Annotated in this window: 12 protein-coding genes and 6 pseudogenes; 11 read left to right on the top strand and 7 right to left on the bottom strand. The window is 57.7% G+C overall.

What is annotated here, in order from left to right; genetic code table 11:
• Window positions 1-153 precede the first annotated feature (153 nt).
• The 5 genes and pseudogenes from BDK61_RS21380 to BDK61_RS24030 all read left to right on the top strand — a co-directional run.
• A pseudogene (locus BDK61_RS21380) lies at window positions 154-399 on the top strand (IS5/IS1182 family transposase); the annotation flags it as partial.
• Window positions 400-463: 64 nt separating this feature from the next.
• Window positions 464-1,429, top strand: coding sequence for an IS1595 family transposase (locus BDK61_RS21375; protein WP_121303712.1), 966 nt, complete (start codon window positions 464-466; stop codon window positions 1,427-1,429).
• A 15-nt stretch (window positions 1,430-1,444) separates the two neighbouring features.
• Window positions 1,445-2,059: pseudogene (locus tag BDK61_RS21370) on the top strand (IS5-like element ISHma10 family transposase); the annotation flags it as partial.
• A 106-nt stretch (window positions 2,060-2,165) separates the two neighbouring features.
• Window positions 2,166-4,181: a hypothetical protein gene (locus BDK61_RS21365; RefSeq protein WP_244209978.1), complete on the top strand. Its 2,016-nt coding sequence runs from the start codon at window positions 2,166-2,168 to the stop codon at window positions 4,179-4,181.
• Window positions 4,132-4,749 (top strand): hypothetical protein, encoded by a 618-nt coding sequence (locus BDK61_RS24030; RefSeq protein WP_244209976.1) that lies wholly within the window; start codon window positions 4,132-4,134, stop codon window positions 4,747-4,749. Before BDK61_RS21365 ends, BDK61_RS24030 begins: the two co-directional genes overlap by 50 nt.
• Window position 4,750: 1 nt before the next feature.
• Here the strand turns inward: BDK61_RS24030 and BDK61_RS21360 are convergent, their stop codons facing one another.
• Window positions 4,751-5,716, bottom strand: a complete 966-nt coding sequence (locus tag BDK61_RS21360) for an IS1595 family transposase (protein ID WP_121302811.1) — start codon at window positions 5,714-5,716, stop codon at window positions 4,751-4,753.
• Between the two features lie 74 nt (window positions 5,717-5,790).
• Here BDK61_RS21360 and BDK61_RS21355 point away from each other — a divergent pair, with 74 nt between their 5' ends.
• Both BDK61_RS21355 and BDK61_RS21350 read left to right on the top strand, forming a co-directional pair.
• On the top strand, window positions 5,791-6,474 hold the full coding sequence (locus BDK61_RS21355; RefSeq protein WP_244209974.1) for a type IV secretory system conjugative DNA transfer family protein: 684 nt from the start codon (window positions 5,791-5,793) through the stop codon (window positions 6,472-6,474).
• A gap of 5 nt (window positions 6,475-6,479) precedes the next feature.
• A complete protein-coding gene (locus BDK61_RS21350) occupies window positions 6,480-6,857 on the top strand; it encodes a plasmid mobilization protein (RefSeq protein WP_121304605.1) in 378 nt (125 codons plus the stop codon).
• Window positions 6,858-6,941: 84 nt separating this feature from the next.
• Here BDK61_RS21350 and BDK61_RS21345 read toward each other — a convergent pair whose 3' ends face one another.
• The 4 genes and pseudogenes from BDK61_RS21345 to BDK61_RS21325 all read right to left on the bottom strand — a co-directional run.
• A complete protein-coding gene (locus BDK61_RS21345) occupies window positions 6,942-7,826 on the bottom strand; it encodes an IS1595-like element ISHja1 family transposase (protein WP_121304603.1) in 885 nt (294 codons plus the stop codon).
• A 158-nt stretch (window positions 7,827-7,984) separates the two neighbouring features.
• Window positions 7,985-8,860 (bottom strand): annotated as a pseudogene (locus BDK61_RS21340) (IS4-like element ISHma1 family transposase); the annotation flags it as partial.
• A gap of 183 nt (window positions 8,861-9,043) precedes the next feature.
• On the bottom strand, window positions 9,044-10,189 hold the full coding sequence (locus BDK61_RS21330; RefSeq protein ID WP_121302321.1) for an ISH3 family transposase: 1,146 nt from the start codon (window positions 10,187-10,189) through the stop codon (window positions 9,044-9,046).
• Between the two features lie 45 nt (window positions 10,190-10,234).
• Window positions 10,235-10,639 (bottom strand): annotated as a pseudogene (locus BDK61_RS21325) (IS4 family transposase); the annotation flags it as partial.
• A gap of 112 nt (window positions 10,640-10,751) precedes the next feature.
• Between BDK61_RS21325 and BDK61_RS21320 the strand changes: the two are divergent.
• The 3 genes and pseudogenes from BDK61_RS21320 to BDK61_RS21310 form a co-directional block, all read left to right on the top strand.
• Window positions 10,752-11,126 carry a hypothetical protein gene (locus tag BDK61_RS21320; RefSeq protein ID WP_121304601.1) on the top strand — a complete coding sequence of 125 codons (375 nt, stop codon included), beginning with the start codon at window positions 10,752-10,754 and terminating at the stop codon, window positions 11,124-11,126.
• Entirely contained in the window at window positions 11,123-11,878 is a 756-nt protein-coding gene (locus tag BDK61_RS21315; protein ID WP_121304599.1) for a relaxase, read from the top strand. Before BDK61_RS21320 ends, BDK61_RS21315 begins: the two co-directional genes overlap by 4 nt.
• A pseudogene (locus BDK61_RS21310) lies at window positions 11,875-13,311 on the top strand (type IV secretory system conjugative DNA transfer family protein); the annotation flags it as partial. The gene BDK61_RS21315 and the pseudogene BDK61_RS21310, both read left to right, overlap by 4 nt.
• Before the next feature lie 13 nt (window positions 13,312-13,324).
• On the opposite strand, the gene BDK61_RS21305 reads toward BDK61_RS21310, so the two are convergent.
• The gene (locus tag BDK61_RS21305) at window positions 13,325-14,599 is read right to left on the bottom strand and encodes an IS4-like element ISHma1 family transposase (RefSeq protein ID WP_121302325.1); all 1,275 of its coding nucleotides are present in this window, start codon (window positions 14,597-14,599) and stop codon (window positions 13,325-13,327) included.
• Window positions 14,600-14,706: 107 nt separating this feature from the next.
• On the opposite strand from BDK61_RS21305, the pseudogene BDK61_RS21300 reads away from it, so the two are divergent.
• Window positions 14,707-15,504: pseudogene (locus tag BDK61_RS21300) on the top strand (type IV secretory system conjugative DNA transfer family protein); the annotation flags it as partial.
• An 810-nt stretch (window positions 15,505-16,314) separates the two neighbouring features.
• Here the strand turns inward: BDK61_RS21300 and BDK61_RS23130 are convergent.
• Window positions 16,315-16,500 (bottom strand): hypothetical protein, encoded by a 186-nt coding sequence (locus BDK61_RS23130; RefSeq protein ID WP_148709169.1) that lies wholly within the window; start codon window positions 16,498-16,500, stop codon window positions 16,315-16,317.
• Between the last annotated feature and the right edge of the window lie 103 nt (window positions 16,501-16,603).

Here is a 16,603-nt window from a genome sequence, read left to right as displayed (position 1 = left end):
CTTCTGGTCTCGACTTGGCGACTATCTCTTTAGCGATGTACGCAAAGCCACAGGTCGGCTAGTCGAAATTAAGTCCTGCCACCTTCTGAATCGGTATGAACGGCTCAATTGAATCCACAGACGGCGCCGGGATAGGTCGTTAGAATCACGGGTATGAAGCGGGAGAGTAATGTTATGCACAACACCCTCTTCCGCTTCGTGAAGCAAGTGGCTTCGCTCGCTCAAAAGCTTACTGACGCTGCGCTGATGGAACTGAGTGATCCAGCCGGCAACGGGTTTGCCGGCTGGAAGCACGCAGTCTTGCTCTATCTGCGCGAACACATGAGCGCGGAGTACGAGGAAATCATCGACTGGGCCGAAGAGATGGAACGTGTTCGAGCGGTATTGAATCTTCAACGGCTCTTACCGAACTGAGTGAAACAGTACCCCGAGAATTACAGCATCCCGCCGTAGGCTAGTTGCTATGTACAATCAAACAGCCTTCGGCGGGATGCTACAGGATATTGTTGAGCTCACGTCAATAGTGTTGCGCCCAGAGCCGCTCGATAAGGAAATCGAGCGGCGCTGTAAGCAGGCATGGGAACAAGCTCCTTGCCCGGAGTGTGGTGAAACCGCCATCCAGTCCGGGGACGGCAGTCCCCGGGTCTGGTGCACCAACTGCCGCTATGTCTTCTCCTACACCCGCAACACGCCCTTCGAAGGCCGCACTCTCTCTCCTGGCGAAATCGTCATTGCGTTCGTCCTCTATGCCGACACACTTCTCAGCATCCACCAAATCACCCAGCTCTTCGAAGCGGTCTACGACACGGTTCATTCCACGATTCGAGAGGTAGAAGCCGCCTTCCAGCGCGGCTTCTACCTCGTCTGGGAGCGCATCCAACACGCTATCGACGGCCCAACTCAGATCGACGAAACCGGCCACAAGTGCTCTGGTTACAAGGGACAGACGCCGCCGCGGGATGGGCTTTCCCGCGGCGGCTCTGGGGAAGGGGGGCGATCACGGTGGGAAGGAGCACCTGGCGATACCATGACGCTGATCGGTGCCTGTCGTGATGTACTTCGTGTAATTCGCGCCGAGCCAGGTGCTCAACCGGAAGAACTCAAACCAGCACTTGATGAGGTAGAGATTCTCTCAGGGAAACTGGATGAGGTCTGGCACGACGGGTGGCGCGGGTACGCGCCACTCGTCTACAAGAACGAGCAGACCGTTGTTCACTCCGAAGAATTTGTCACTGATGACGGCGTCCACATCAACCAAGTCGAATGCCTCTGGTCGCTAGTGAATCCATGGCTACAGAAGTTCCGCGGCCTCTCCAAGCCTGGATTGGAGCAGTCCGTCCGAACCTACGGGTTCGTACGGACGTTAAACCTCGCTGGAGCACCACTACACGGCCTTCTTGACTGCTTCGTCGTCAACGTGTTTCGCTGAGTTATGTAAGAGCCTCTTCAACGCGGGGAGTTTCCCGCGCCTTCGACGCTGTGTAAGGCGTTCAAACGGGCATCGATGACTGTCTGGCGACAGCTGCTCCGCCGGTCGGCGGAGCTGCTGGACCAGAATGGTCACGCCGCAATTGATGCCACCTACTTCGACCGTCAGCAAGCATCGTCTCACTACTTGCGACGGATTGATCGTTCCGTCAAAACGATCCAGACGACGTTTCTCGTAGATACAGCTGAGGGAGCAATTCTTGACTTACACTGCAGCACGAAGTGGCCTGACGAAACCAAGATCGGCCCGAAGGTCGCCCTGCGGAACGCGGGCGACCTTCGAAGCTTGGCCGCTGACAAAGGCTATGATGACATGAGCTTCCGTGAGGAGCTTCGAAACGCCGGGATTCGTCCGCTGATAAAGCACCGTGTTTTCGCTCCTTACGATCACGCACACAACGCCCGAATAGACGACGAGCTCTATGGTCAGCGATCACAGACCGAGTCCGTCAACTCCTCAATCAAGCGCTCGCACGGCTCCGCCGTCCGAGCGCGTGACTGGTTCCGCCAGTTCCGGGAGATAACGCTCATAGCCGGCGTTTACAACGTGGAGCAGGCAATTGAACGCTGAAACGCCGAAATTCGCCGGATTCAATTGAGCCGTTTGCAACTGATGACGATATATTAGGGCCGGATGTGTACCGCGACGGCCTGCCGCACAAGGAGGATGACGACTAATGGCTGACTCAGAAGAAGAGTACAACACGAACATCATCCACGAATCGCTCGGAGATTCGACTAACTTCTGGGGCGACTACACGCTGGGGGAACTTATCCTGTTCCTCATCCCGCCGTTTGGTTTCCTCGTCGCGATGGGGATGCCGTTCGTGCCGGCGGCGCTGTTCTTCCCCACGTTGGCTCTCACAGCGGTCGTCGAAGTATTCCTCTACATCCTGCACAAAGTCCGGCCAGATCACTATCGCCTGACTGAGTGGCTGCGAGTCAAACTGTTCTGGCTCGTCAAAAAGAAGCAGTACACTCACGGCCAAGGGAATCAGGATACTCGGCAGGTCACGCGACTAGAGCGGGTCATGCCCCACGGCATTGAGCGCGTCGACGGAGCGTACGTCGGCGCGGTCGAGGTCGAGCCCGCCAATATGTCGCTGCAGGACGACGAGAAATGGGAGAAAGCCGTCAAGTCACTCACACGCCTGTCTGAATCCCTGACTGGGCGGGCGAAACTCCACGTCACGACGGCCGAAGTCGACAACGAGTCTCACATTCAGGCACACATCGACCGACTCGACGACCCCGATGCGAAGAGCCATTCGATCTTCCGGGGTGTCCTCATGGAGTTCGTCAACCGCTACATCGACGACAGCGGCAACGTTGAAACTGAGACTGAACTCCAGCGGAAGTACTACATCGTCGTCTGGGTCACTGACGACGACATTCACGACCTCCAGATGAACAGCGACTCTATCGCGGATTACCTGACTGGGATACCGGTCATTGGGCGGCTGTTCACTCGGTTCGACAGTGACACGCTCACTGACGCCGAGCGAGAGGAGTTCAAAGCCAAGAAGCTCCACGACCGGCTCGAAACCGTCGACAGAGCAGTCAACAATATGTTCCGGTGCCGTAGTCGGTCGGTCAGCCCCCACGAACTGGCGCACTTGACCGATGACTACTGGGCTTGTGAAACGCGGTCGGAACGCGAGTACGAAGAGGCGGCCTCCGTCTCTCCGGTGACGTACTCCGCGCGAGAACTCATCAAGCACGGCGAGGGTGCCGCAGCCCATGACGCTGCGGAGGGCATGGACACCGACGACGTCGGTGGGACCGACTACGAGGTCGACGAGACCGACTTCGTCTCCCAGTTGCATAGGCCCGGTGAGAACCACCGGTCACTGGTCGCGCCGACGGATATCGAATGGGAAGTTGACCACGCCCTCATCGACCAAGAGACGTATACGCGGTGCTTCTGGATCGAGACGTATCCCGAGCATCCGACGAGTGGGATGCTGGAGCAACTGCTGCTGGATACGGACCTCGCCGTCGACGTCTCAATCCACATCGACCCATACGACGCTGATACAGCAGTGTCGGTGATGAAGGAGTGGATTTCTTCGCTGAAGATGCTGCAAAACGACAAGGGAGAGCTGGAAGCGGAGGATATCGAACAGGAGGTCAACCAGGCAAAGTACATCCGGCAGATGGTCCGGCGGAACCACACGTCGCTGTTCCGTGTCGGGGCGTTCATCCGCCTCACGGCTGAGACCGAAGAAGACCTCCGGAAGCAAACGAACCGGCTCGAAACGCTCCTGCGAGACTCGCCATCGAACTGTGGGGTCAAGCGAACGACCCGCCGGCAGGAAGCAGGACTGGTGACTGTCTCGCCGATCGGGGCCAACGAACTCGGCCAGAATCGGCTTTCTTCGATGACTGGGGAAGCGCTCGGGTCGCTGTTCCCGTTCTCGTCGAACTACCTCCGGATGGAGGACGGCATCGAGTACGGACTGCACGGCCACAACGACTCCTCACTGTTGATCGACCCGTGGGAACTGGAAACCGGCCACTCGGAGCTTGTAACCGGGATGCCCGGCGGCGGAAAGACGCACGGAACGCAGGCTCGGGCGATGCGGATGCTGAAAAAGCGGTCGGACGTCAAGCAGATCTACATCGACCCGGTCGGGGATATGCATGGCAGCGCGAAGATGCTGGACGCAAAAGACCATCACGATCAGCGGTGAGACGCCGCTGAACCCGTGCGAGATGCATCCGACACCGCCTCATGTCCTCGAACAATCGCCGGATATGCAGCCCGTCTCCGCCAAGAAAGACGAAGTGTACGGGGTCATCGAGAACTTCCTCCAATCTCGGGATGTCGATCTGGAGATGCACAGCGGCCTCATCACGTTCCTGATCGACACGATATTCACTGAATCGGATATCGACCCAGCGGACCCGTCGACGCACACGCCGGAGAACTCGCCGGACCTGAGTGACTTCCTCGAAGTCGTCGACCGCCTCCAGGAAGAGCCAGAAATGTTCCCGGGAGCGACGACGGAGTCCTCCCAGCAGAAAATCCAGCAGTACGCAAACGAACTCTCGATTGCACTGCATCCGTTCCGCCCGGGGAGTACCTTCGGCAACCTCTCGAAAGAGTCGGACCTGCGGCTGATCGACGACAGCAGCAAGGCCGTCTATCTGGACCTCCAGCAGGTCGAAGGCTCGGGGAGTGGCCTCGGCAAGCAGTCGTTCATTATGCAACTGCTGTTGTCGACACTGTACCAGCAGGCGAAAAAGGCTCTTACATAACTCAGCGAAACACGTTGACGACGAAGCAGTCAAGAAGGCCGTGTAGTGGTGCTCCAGCGAGGTTTAACGTCCGTACGAACCCGTAGGTTCGGACGGACTGCTCCAATCCAGGCTTGGAGAGGCCGCGGAACTTCTGTAGCCATGGATTCACTAGCGACCAGAGGCATTCGACTTGGTTGATGTGGACGCCGTCATCAGTGACAAATTCTTCGGAGTGAACAACGGTCTGCTCGTTCTTGTAGACGAGTGGCGCGTACCCGCGCCACCCGTCGTGCCAGACCTCATCCAGTTTCCCTGAGAGAATCTCTACCTCATCAAGTGCTGGTTTGAGTTCTTCCGGTTGAGCACCTGGCTCGGCGCGAATTACACGAAGTACATCACGACAGGCACCGATCAGCGTCATGGTATCGCCAGGTGCTCCTTCCCACCGTGATCGCCCCCCTTCCCCAGAGCCGCCGCGGGAAAGCCCATCCCGCGGCGGCGTCTGTCCCTTGTAACCAGAGCACTTGTGGCCGGTTTCGTCGATCTGAGTTGGGCCGTCGATAGCGTGTTGGATGCGCTCCCAGACGAGGTAGAAGCCGCGCTGGAAGGCGGCTTCTACCTCTCGAATCGTGGAATGAACCGTGTCGTAGACCGCTTCGAAGAGCTGGGTGATTTGGTGGATGCTGAGAAGTGTGTCGGCATAGAGGACGAACGCAATGACGATTTCGCCAGGAGAGAGAGTGCGGCCTTCGAAGGGCGTGTTGCGGGTGTAGGAGAAGACATAGCGGCAGTTGGTGCACCAGACCCGGGGACTGCCGTCCCCGGACTGGATGGCGGTTTCACCACACTCCGGGCAAGGAGCTTGTTCCCATGCCTGCTTACAGCGCCGCTCGATTTCCTCATCGAGCGGCTCTGGGCGCAACACTATTGACGTGAGCTCAACAATATCCTGTAGCATCCCGCCGAAGGCTGTTTGATTGTACATAGCAACTAGCCTACGGCGGGATGCTGTAATTCTCGGGGTACTGTTTCACTCAGTTCGGTAAGAGCCCGAAAAATATGCAGCAGAAGGTCGAGATCATCATCGACGAAGCTCACTACCTGTTCAACGACGACGCAAATCTGGAGTCGCTGAACCAGATTGCTCGCCACCAGCGCCACGCTGGACTGCGACTGGTGATGCTGTCTCAGACGCTCTCTGAGTTCGAGGACAAGGGAGCCGCTGAGGAAATCGCAGGAATGTGCCCGATCAAGGTGCATCACCGCGAGCCGGAACTGGGCGACGAAACCGCAACGAGCGCTGGGCTAACGAGCGAACAGCAGTCCTACATCCAGCACGCCGAAGCCGGCAAGGAGTCGCTGGGTGACGGACAGGGCTACTCACAAGCGCTGGTTCGCGTCGACGAACATGGCGATTACCCGCTGACGATCAAGACGTCGTGGGAGGAAAAGCAGATCATTGACCTCGACGCTGACGCGGAAGATGCGCTCGACGTTGTTGCTCACGAGGCTGACTCCCGCGCTGCTGATTTCGAAGAGTTCGTCCATTCCAAAGCAGTCGAGCAGGAGCTAGCGAATCGTGGATTGTCCCCGGAGAAGGCTGAACACGTCCTCAATGGACTCAGCGAAGACGAGTTGGTGGACGTGGTGTCTGTGGCCCTTGACCAGACACAGCCAGAAGCAGTTGTCGCTGACGGTGGTATCGAGGCAGAGACTGATGCGGAGTTTGACACTACGGAGTAATTCACATAGATGAAACAGTTACAGTTCGGTTGAGTGCAGAGCAGCGAAAAGAGATCGTGAAGCAGGCTAACAAAACGGGAGAAGGGGTTTCAGAGTACATTCTGAAAGCTACGGAACAGCGTATATCTCGTGAACTACAGGAACAGCGTGCGGGGGAACTAAATCTTGGATCGGAACTGGACTACATCGCTGATGCCGTCGTCGAAGACGTTGAGGAAGCAACAAACGTTGACACGGAGCAGGAACTGTTCTACTCGGTCGCTCTGTGGGATTTAATAGCCTCTGAGTTCCCGGCAGACAAGCGCGCTACTGCGATGGAGGAAGCGACAGATAAACTAGAGGAAGAGGTTGAAACCATCCGAAACAAGGAGGGTCAGGAATGACTGAGCGACGCACTCTACTCCAGATTTACACGACCGAAGAGAACAAAAAATTGTTTGCGCTCTTGTGAAGCACGTTGTTGATTTTCAGAGGGCAGCATCAAGAGCATGTTTGAGCGCTTCGTCACCTGGTTTTCTGTAGAGTTCGCAGCGGAGCTGAAAGGCTCTGAGATACGGTGTTAGCTTGTCCTTTGACACTCCTCGATGGGGCGAGAGCCACCGTCGCGTCAGCGACGCGTGGCTCTCGCAACCGTTGACGTGTACTTCGCCATCAGCGGATTCACCGTCGCCGTGGACGACGTATTCGCGGGAGAATGCGTCGTCTTCTTCGAGCGGCTCGTACGCTCGAAATCCGTCCGTATAGACGGTCAGCGACTCCTCATCGTGGTCAGCAAGCAGGAGTCGAATAGTCGATTCACCAGCGGATTTCGCTGGCACGACGTATCGATCGTCCGAGCCACGATCGACCAGCGTGAACACCGGCGGTTTGTCGCCGTCGTACGAGCCTCGTCCACGCGTGGACAGGCCACGCGAGCGCGACTCCTGGTCGCGCTCGCGGCCTTTGAGACCGGCAGAGACGTACACTTCGTCGATTTCGACCGGTCCAGACAGTGTGATCGAAGGCGCGTCGAGCGCGCTGGCGAAGCGCTCGACGCGCCGTCTCACCGTTCTGTACGAAAGGTCGAGCTCCGCCTCGATCTGGCGAATACTCGTGTTGAACCGTAAGAACACGTAGATCGTGAAGTACCACTCTTTCAGCGAGAGCTTCGAATGAGCGAAGATCGTGCCGGTCTTGTCGTTGAACGTCCGGCCGCAATTCTTACACAGATACCGCTGATACTCCCGATAGCTGCCGTTTCTGACCGCCAGGTCAGAACGGCAGCGGGGGCACTCGACGCCATCACGCCAGCGAACCTGCTGCAACAGGTCCGCTGCAGCCGATTCCGACACGAACCGGCTTATTGGGAACATATCGGGCACCGCTGGCGCGGTGCCCTTGCCCTCTTCGACTTTCAGCCGCAGCTCTCGCTATCAACAATCTCCTTCGCAAGAGCGAATTGTTTGACCAGCTGGCTGACGCCGCGGGGACATCCACCTCCGAATATGGACACGAGGTCATTCGTCTTTAGCTAAGACTCACACCTCGGTTGTGTAGCGGTAGCGAGCGTCTCTTGTAAGATCGGTCGTTGTTGGTGGATCTTCTGAGCATCCTCGATCAGCCGCTCCAGCAACGGCGGTGGCGAGTAGCCGAGGTACTCACCGAGTTCGTGGAGGATGAGCTGGGCGTGCGACCGGAAGGTCGCCGCCCAGCGTTCCGGCGGAAACACGATCTCATCGTCGGCCTGCTCGGTGACCAGATCCAACAACTCTCGGCTCACCAGCAGTGACAGCAACGCAGCGTATAGTAGAATTTTCACGACATCAGGGTTGTTCGTGTCGAATTCGTCCAGTTCGTACTGCGTTTTCAACTCACGGAACAACGTTTCTACCTCCCATCGACACCGATACAGCGTCGCTAGATCCGCCGGGAGAAACTCCTCTCTCGGCAGATTCGTGATGTACAGGTGGTAGTCGTCGGCGTCCTCGTTGCGGACGCCGACGACGCGAAACCGCTTCGTGTCCAGCGACCGAGTTCCCTCGTACTGGCCGCGCTTGAATTCTGCTTCCACCTCTACGTCGATGTACTTCCGCGAGAGATCATTGACCACGTCGTGGATCTGCTTGCCCTCCAAGGGAATGGCGCGGCCGCGCCATTCCCGTAATTCCGCCGTTATCACCGGATTTGCGTTCTGCTTCAGCCGACTCACAAAGTAGCCGTCGTTCTCGTCGATCAACGCAAAGCGGCGGTATTTGAAGTACGCCCGATCAAACAGAACCAGTCGTCCTTGCAGCCACGATCCCGTCTTGAACAGCGCGCTGTCGTGCGTTTTCTCATCAGTCACATCGATCCGTTCAATCGTCTGGTCGGTGGCGTTGTGGAGCAGGTGGAGCTTCGCTCCAGCCTCAGTCGATCACATCGACAGCCGCGTAACCCCGTTTGATGACGGTGAACCAAACCGAACTAGCTGTGGAGCATCTTCGAACCGCTAGTGAGCATGATTTTCGGGATGGACCGTCGCTGTCGGCGGCGGACTGCCGCCGACGCGACAGTGTCACCACTGACGACCGCTGTCCGGACAGATGGACAGCTACCGGAAGAACCGGTCGTCAAGTGGCTGGTTCGCTGGAACAGTCCTGCGGACACCAAGTGCTGTCCAAGCTGCGCGGAGCGTCATTTCGCAAAACTCCGTGAACGACCACTGCAAGAGGCGGCGGCCCCCACGGCGGGGCGCCGCCACGTACCTCCAGTGGAGATATCGCCAACTGTTCTGAAGCAGTAGGCTCACTACAAACATTACCAACCGCAGTCCAGCATCCTGAGAACTAGTGAAAGCGAGGCTCTGCTTGGCTAATCGGTAGCTTGATTCGATGCCGAAGCGCTTGCTGTAGTGCTCTCGTGCATCTCGTGGCGTGTCGATAAAGGGCGCGTCAGCGGCGTAGCCGTGACGCGCCACCCCGTGTTCGTCGTACCGTCCCTGCTGGTACACGCAGTCGATGAACACAGGGAACTCCACCTCGCCAGCGAGATCGTGTTCGATCTCGCGGCTCCAGCCTTCGCTGAGTTTGTTTTGAATCGTCTCACCCCACTTGACGATCGGCATCACATAGGCGTAATTGTGCGCGTACAGCAGCTTGAGACAGGTGCTGTTGTAGAAACCCCGATCAAGGTAGACGGCCTTGACGCCGAGGTCAAGGCCGTCAAGGAGTTCCAGGAACTCGGCGAGGACATCGCTGGTGGTTTCGCCAGCGACGAGCTGGCGAACCGCCAGCGTGTACCGCTTGTTGCGTACGCGCACGTAGAGCGTCGCATAGGCGTGAAACGTCGTTGTTCCACGCTTGGCCTGTGAGGAGTACAGAGCCTCAGTTTCGTCCTCATCACCGTAGTAGGGATCGAGGTGGAGGTCTGCGCAGACCTCCACCGGTCGATCTGGCAGTGTCGCAAGCGCATCTCGTTGTAACAGTGTGTCTCCAACCGCCTCAACCGAATCAAGCTCAAACTGATCGGTAAGATGTCCACGCACGGTATTGGCGTGCGGTGAGTCGTCAGTCGTTTCGCAGACGTGGTTGATTGAGGTCCCGCCGGCGCTGGCGCCGGCGAGGACCTCGCACAATGTCTCTGTCGTGACCTCTACGTTCTCGTCGAGGTCTACCGTGAGCTCCTCTTCGAGACTGTTGACGACAAAATTAAGCAGGTGCTCTTCCTCTATCTCGCTGTCTGCTTGGGTTGACTGCACATCCTCTCCAAGCAGACGCTTACTCTAACCCGATGTGATCGACTGAGCCTGCTCCTCGTGGCGGGCTTGAAACTCATCAGAGAGGAACTCGTGCAACCGCAACACGGTTCCATCAGCGATCATCACGTCCCTGAATCGGTCGATATCAGCGTCAACAGCATCAGGGACAGCGACCTCGTCGAGCGCGGCCTCGACGAGGTCGCGGAGATACTCTGCAAGAGTAGGCGTCAACCGGTGATAGAAACCGCCAGAAGAGATCGGTTCGTCAGCTGTAGCGTTGTAGCAGCGTCTAAACCCAGCGAGTGTTCGGCTCTCGCCTGCGGCGAAGCCGAACACGAGCGCCCACACGAGGACAGGAATCTGAAGCTTGCCCTCTCGCTCGACCACGCCGAGTTCCTCGGCGTGCTCTTCGAGGAACTCGGAGGGAAACAGTGTAGTGAGCCGACGCATGATTCTCGACGAGGAGGTGTCAGTGTGCACAGCGGACTCCTCCTCATTCCTCTCGAAAAGTAGCCTCGATAAGCCGCTGCTGTCACGTGGTTCGTCTCTTAGCTAAAGACAGATGGGACACGAGGTTATCGAGGACTACGTTGAGTGGGAGACTGGAGAGAGTCAGTATCAGCGGTACAGCACTAACACAAAAATCGAAGCTCTGCTGGAGGAGGCAAAACGCGAGGTGACAGAGCTGTTAGAAGAATTTGAGTCTGGAACAATGGAGGAGGTAAAAACCGTCCAAAAAGTCCGGACGGCATACACCATCGCGATCTGGAAACTGATTCAAGATGACTACTCAGCTGAACAGCGACGGCTTGCGCTGAAATTTGCCGGCGAGCATGTTGGGAGAGATCCAGACATAGAATCGCAAACACCAGACGAGGAAAGCAACCCTGAGTCAGATGCCTCGACCGCTGCTGAATCGGCAGGTGAGAGTGCATGATGCTGAAAACAGATTATCAGGAGGGTGGTGCAGGGAACCTCGTCGATTACATTCAGCGTGATCGCGAACAGGACGCCGGCGCGACGGTCGACCTCCGAAACCCCGCCGGGCGAGAATTGTCTGACTCAGAGGTGAATCGGTTTGTCGACAAGAGCCGCGAGTTCGGATTCCAGCGGCATTTAATCGTCTCGCCAGACCCTACAGGACAATATTCGCCAGAAGAAGTCCGTGATAACACTCGGGAGCTGGTGAATAGCGGGCTGGCTCAACAGCCGACAACCGACTGCGTGTATGGTGTTCACCGAGACACAGAGTTTCCCCATGCACATATCGCGGCGACTGGCGAGCGTGCGGAATTAGAAATGGGTCGGGAAGATATCCGGCAGATGCGCGAACAGGCAGCGACCGCGTTTGAAGAACCCGCTCGAACACGCGACCCAACGGCTGCCCCTCGCGATGCTCCGGAGGACATCGGTCGGGTCGTGGATGAAGAAGCTCGGGAGCAGTACCACGAGGCAGAACTGTCGCTGAACCCCGAAGCAGAAAAAGCCCTCAAGCGCGCGACTGAGAAGGGCCAGCAAAAAGACGCCGGACAGCCCACGGCTGAGAACGCGAGCGATGAGCGCCAAACTGAGCCACTCTCAGAACGTGCTGCGGAGAGAGCCGAAGAACAGGCGGCAACTGAACGCGAACCCGAAGTTGATCTTGAACGCGAGCAGGAACCCGAACGCGAAGTCGGGTGGTGGCAGTGAGTTCTAGTTCCTCTGCACCACCGGGACAACGCTCCGGAGAGGTTCCGAATAGCCTCAAGTACGACAACGTCGTCGGGTTCGTCTGGGCCGGATTCATGCTGTTGTTCCCGCCGATGATCGTCGACAGCGACAAGGTTCTCCCAAAGCGGTTCTGGGCGTGGCGCTACATTTACTTCGGCTTTGGACTGATCAGCGCGGCGTTCTTCTATGACGTCCTTGTTCAGACACCCAGCGCAGCGCTGTTGTTCCCGTTCGCACACGTTCTGGCTGCCATCTCGGTCGGGACATTGTTCGCTGGCTTCACTGTACCCGGCCTGTCACTGCCGATGGTCTCGTACTCGACCACGGTAATCCTGTATGCTGTTTCAATCGGCGTCGTGTTCTCCGGGGAACTACTCCGCCGAACGTCACCGGAAATGCTCGCGATGAACCAGTGGGACCACGACGACGGGGAGTCCGTCGTCCCGCTGGAAGAGGTCTCTCACGAACACGAAGAGGCCGAAATGCCGTTCACGCTCGATCAAGATGTCTCTACAGCCGTCGTAGGCGAGACTGGAAGCGGGAAAACCTCGATGATGAAACTACTGGCCTACCAGTTCCCGTACTACAGCGACACAGCGGTCATCGCTCACGATACCGGCGAGGACTTTCAAGCGTTCTACGAGGACTTGGGCTTTGAGGTTCAGCGCATCCGGCACGAAGATAGCGACGTAGTCTGGAATCTGTTCAAGGACGCCGATTCAGAGTCGGACTTCCGCGAGGTCGCCGGCGCGATCTTCGGCGAGGCCGACGGCCACGACCCATTCCATCGGCCTGCCAAACAGACCTTCGCGGAGATGCTGATGTACCTCCATCTCAGCGCGAAAAAGAACAATCGCCGTCACGCGCTCTGCCACGCCGATATCGTCTCGCTGCTCAACGAGGGTCATATCGCGCTCAAGAAGGCACTCGATGAGTTCGACCGACTAGACTCGGGCCACATTGACCCTGATAAAGGGAAAGGCGCACAGAACGTCTACCAGACAATCAAGGAGAACGTCGACCCCGTGTTCACCGGCGACTTCGGAGACTACGGGGAGTTCTCCCTTCAGGAGTACATCGAGAACCCGGAAGGTCGGGTCCTCATCATTGACTCGAACCCGACGGAACTGGAAACGCTCGGGCCGATGTACCAACTGCTCGTGGACTGGTCCATCCGCTACGCGATGAACGCCTCGAACCCGACGGTCCATATCCTCGACGAGATTGACGCGCTGCCGGCGCTCACTCAGGTAACGAACCTCACGGCCCGAGGTCGGAAACACAAGGCCCGGGCACTAGTCGGTGTACAGACAATCGGCCAGCTCAAAGACACGTATAGTACAATCTCTGGCATTGTCGGCAACTGCCCGCAGGGCGTTTACTTCGGTCCGGGTGACACTGAGTCGACGGACCATTCGTCTTTAGCTAAGACTCACACCTCGGTTGTGTAGCGGTAGCGAGTGTCTCCTGTAAGATCGGCCGTTGCTGATGAATCTTCTGAGCGTCTTCGATTAGCCGCTCCAACAACGGCGGTGGCGAGTAACCGAGGTACTCGCCGAGTTTGTGGAGGATGAGCTGGGCGTGCGACCGGAAGGTCGCCGCCCAGCGTTCCGGCGGAAACACGATCTCATCGTCGGCCTGCTCGGTGACCAGATCCAACAACTCCCGGCTCACCAGCAGTGACAGCAACGCAGCGTATAGTAGAATTTTCACGACATCAGGGTTGTTCGTGTCGAATTCGTCCAGTTCATACTGCGTCTTCAACTCACGGAACAGAGTTTCTACTTCCCATCGACACCGGTACAGCGTCGCTAGATCTGACGGCAGGAACTCCTCTCTCGGCAGATTCGTTATGTAGAGATGGTAGTCGTCGGCGTCCTCGTTGCGGACGCCGACGACGCGGAACCGCTTCGTATCCAGTGACCGCGTTCCCTCGTACTGCCCTCGCTTGAATTCCGCTTCGACCTCTACGTCGATGTACTTCCGCGAGAGGTCATCGACCACATCGTGGATCTGCTTGCCCTCCAAGGGAATGGCGCGGCCGCGCCATTCCCGTAATTCCGCCGTTATCACCGGATTCGCGTTCTGCTTCAGCCGACTCACGAAGTAGCCATCGTTCTCGTCGATCAACGCGAAACGGCGGTACTTGAAGTACGCTCGATCGAACAGAACTAGCCGTCCTTGTAGCCACGAACCTGTGTTGAACAGCGTGCTGTCGTGCGTTTTCTCGTCCGTTACGTCGATCCGTTCAATTGTCTGGTCGGTGGCGTTGTGGAGCAGGTGGAGCTTCGCTCCAGCCTGCTCCTCGTGACGGGCTTGGAACTCATCAGAGAGGAATTCGTGCAACCGCAACACTGTTCCATCAGCGATCATCACGTCCCTGAATCGGTCGATATCAGCGTCAAAAGCGTCTGGAACAGCGACCTCGTCGAGGCCGCGCTCGACGAGGTCGCGGAGATACTCTGCCAGCGTCGGTGTCAACCGGTGATAGAAGCCGCCAGAAGAGATCGGTTCGTCAGCTGTGGCGTTGTAGCAGCGCCTGAACCCAGCGAGTGTTCGGCTCTCGCCTGCGGCGAAGCCGAACACGAGCGCCCACACGAGGACAGGAATCTGAAGCTTGCCTTCTCGCTCGACCACGCCGAGTTCCTCGGCGTGCTCTTCGAGGAACTCAGAGGGAAAAAGCGTGGTGAGCCGACGCATGATTCTCGTTGAGGAGCGAGGGTTGTGCACAGACTTCTCCTCCTCATTCCTCTCGAAAAATAGCCTCGATAAGCCGTCGCTGTCACGCGGTTCTCATCTTAGCTAAAGACGGATGGTCGACGGACTTCATCCTTGACGAACTTGGCGAGAGTCGACAGTATGACCGGTCCGAGATGGTGTCGATGAGCCACCAGGGGCGCGGCGAGAACCCCCGAACACAGGCTCGGGACACGTACAAAGAGAAGGACAAGACGCCGGTCACATCCGGCCTGCTCCGAGACTTCCAGCCCGGTGAGTGCGTTGCCGTCTCTCGGACGACGTGGGTCCACGGGCAGTCTTATGAACTGGCGGACGTTCGCGATAGCCTTCCGGCGCAAGGTGCGGAGTCGCCGGGCAGTTCGGAACCGGAACCCACCGAGGATGATACCGACATAGAGAGTGACAGCTGGTTCTCGTTTACTCGGGCCCGACTCGACGATGTGCTCTATGGGTCACTTGGTGAGACCGAAGATGATGAGCCCAGAGAGAGTGGCCCGGATCGTGACCCCGAAGTCGAGCCGACCGTCGACGCGACAGACGGGTTGGGCGACGACGAGTCGACCGACCCACTCGACCAGACAACAGCAAACACTGCCGTCACGTCTCCGGACACAGATCACCCGAACCTATCAGATTCAGAAGATGAGTATGACGGTGGCGATCACGACCAGCAGTCCGACGACAACACTGGCGGACTCTTCTCTGAGCCGGACCCAGATCCCAGCTTAGGAGGGACGGAATCTGCCGAGCAGGAAGGTGGTGAATCACCCACTGAATCAGATGCAGAGGGGGACTCAAACGAGACTGAAGAGCGGGACGAAACTGAGTCGAAAGAGGAAGAGCGCGACGTATCTGAGTTCATGTAATCCGCCGTTGTGAACTCGTTCCCCTGTATAGAATATCTAATACTTTTGTGCTGTTCTGTGACTGTAATTCTCTCTACGCCGCTGGTAAGAGTGGATTGCAAGAACGTCTATCTCCCATTCTATCAAATTTCGACACTTACCTTTATTGCTACCATTATACCGTTGAAATCGCAAGACTGCGGCGGTTTTCACCCGGTCTGAATCACCGGCAGTGAATCACCACCCCCGACTGACACAAACCCAAATCGCAAGATGGCGGTCGAATTATTCACCGAAAACCGCCGATGTAACACACTCTTTATTTTGTCCTTTAGAGATTCAGTCGTGAGGCGGGCGCTGGAAGCAGCGGTACATAAGAAATAGAACATAAGAGTCGGTGACGAACAGCGGACTTCAGGTAGAATAAAACCCGCCCACTCAGCCCCGGCTATAACTATTGGAGAACAGATATATCTCACCTCACTCCCCAGAGTCCGACCGGGACTGCACATGGCGGGCCAGCCCCACCGAGTGTCATGCGAGTCCACTGTGCCACGCACGTCGCCGGCCACGCACGTCCAGGGCCACGCCGATCACGACCACACTCGAGTTGAGCCAGCGCTGGCAGACCCACGCTCGACCCTCGCTCGCTTCGGCCCTCGTGGCGCACAACCCGGCAGCCACTGGCCGGCGACCACACCACTTTGTCCGGAGCTTTGTATCCGAATCCCAACAAGTACAACACGCCTTGTTTTCGCACTCTCCAAATACCGTAATTTAGTGCGGCATTCAGCCGGGGGACTGTCCGATTCCCGGCGGGGATCGCGCCCGCTACTGCAGGCACGAGTGGACCGGCGTGAGGCGCGCGACCGCGCCGAGCGCAGCGCCCCGTCGTCCGAGTGAGCACCAGCGAACGAGGACACGACAGACGAGCATCGCGAGTCTGTCAGTGGCGTCGCGCGCTGGGACGCTCCACCAGCCATCCAGCCCCAGTTGCGCCCCGGCCGGCAGACCCACGCTTGCGATACACCTGGCACTCTGTGGGACCAGTACCTCGACGTGTGCCAGCTGGAACCACCCCGACCCGGAGCTTTTTGAGCGATGACGGACAAATGTGCAA

This window comes from Haloarcula quadrata (assembly GCF_003634715.1).
Taxonomy (GTDB): Archaea; Halobacteriota; Halobacteria; order Halobacteriales; family Haloarculaceae; genus Haloarcula; species Haloarcula marismortui.
The sequence above is the reverse complement of the archived record's forward strand: the minus strand, read 5'-3'. Positions and strand labels throughout refer to the sequence as shown.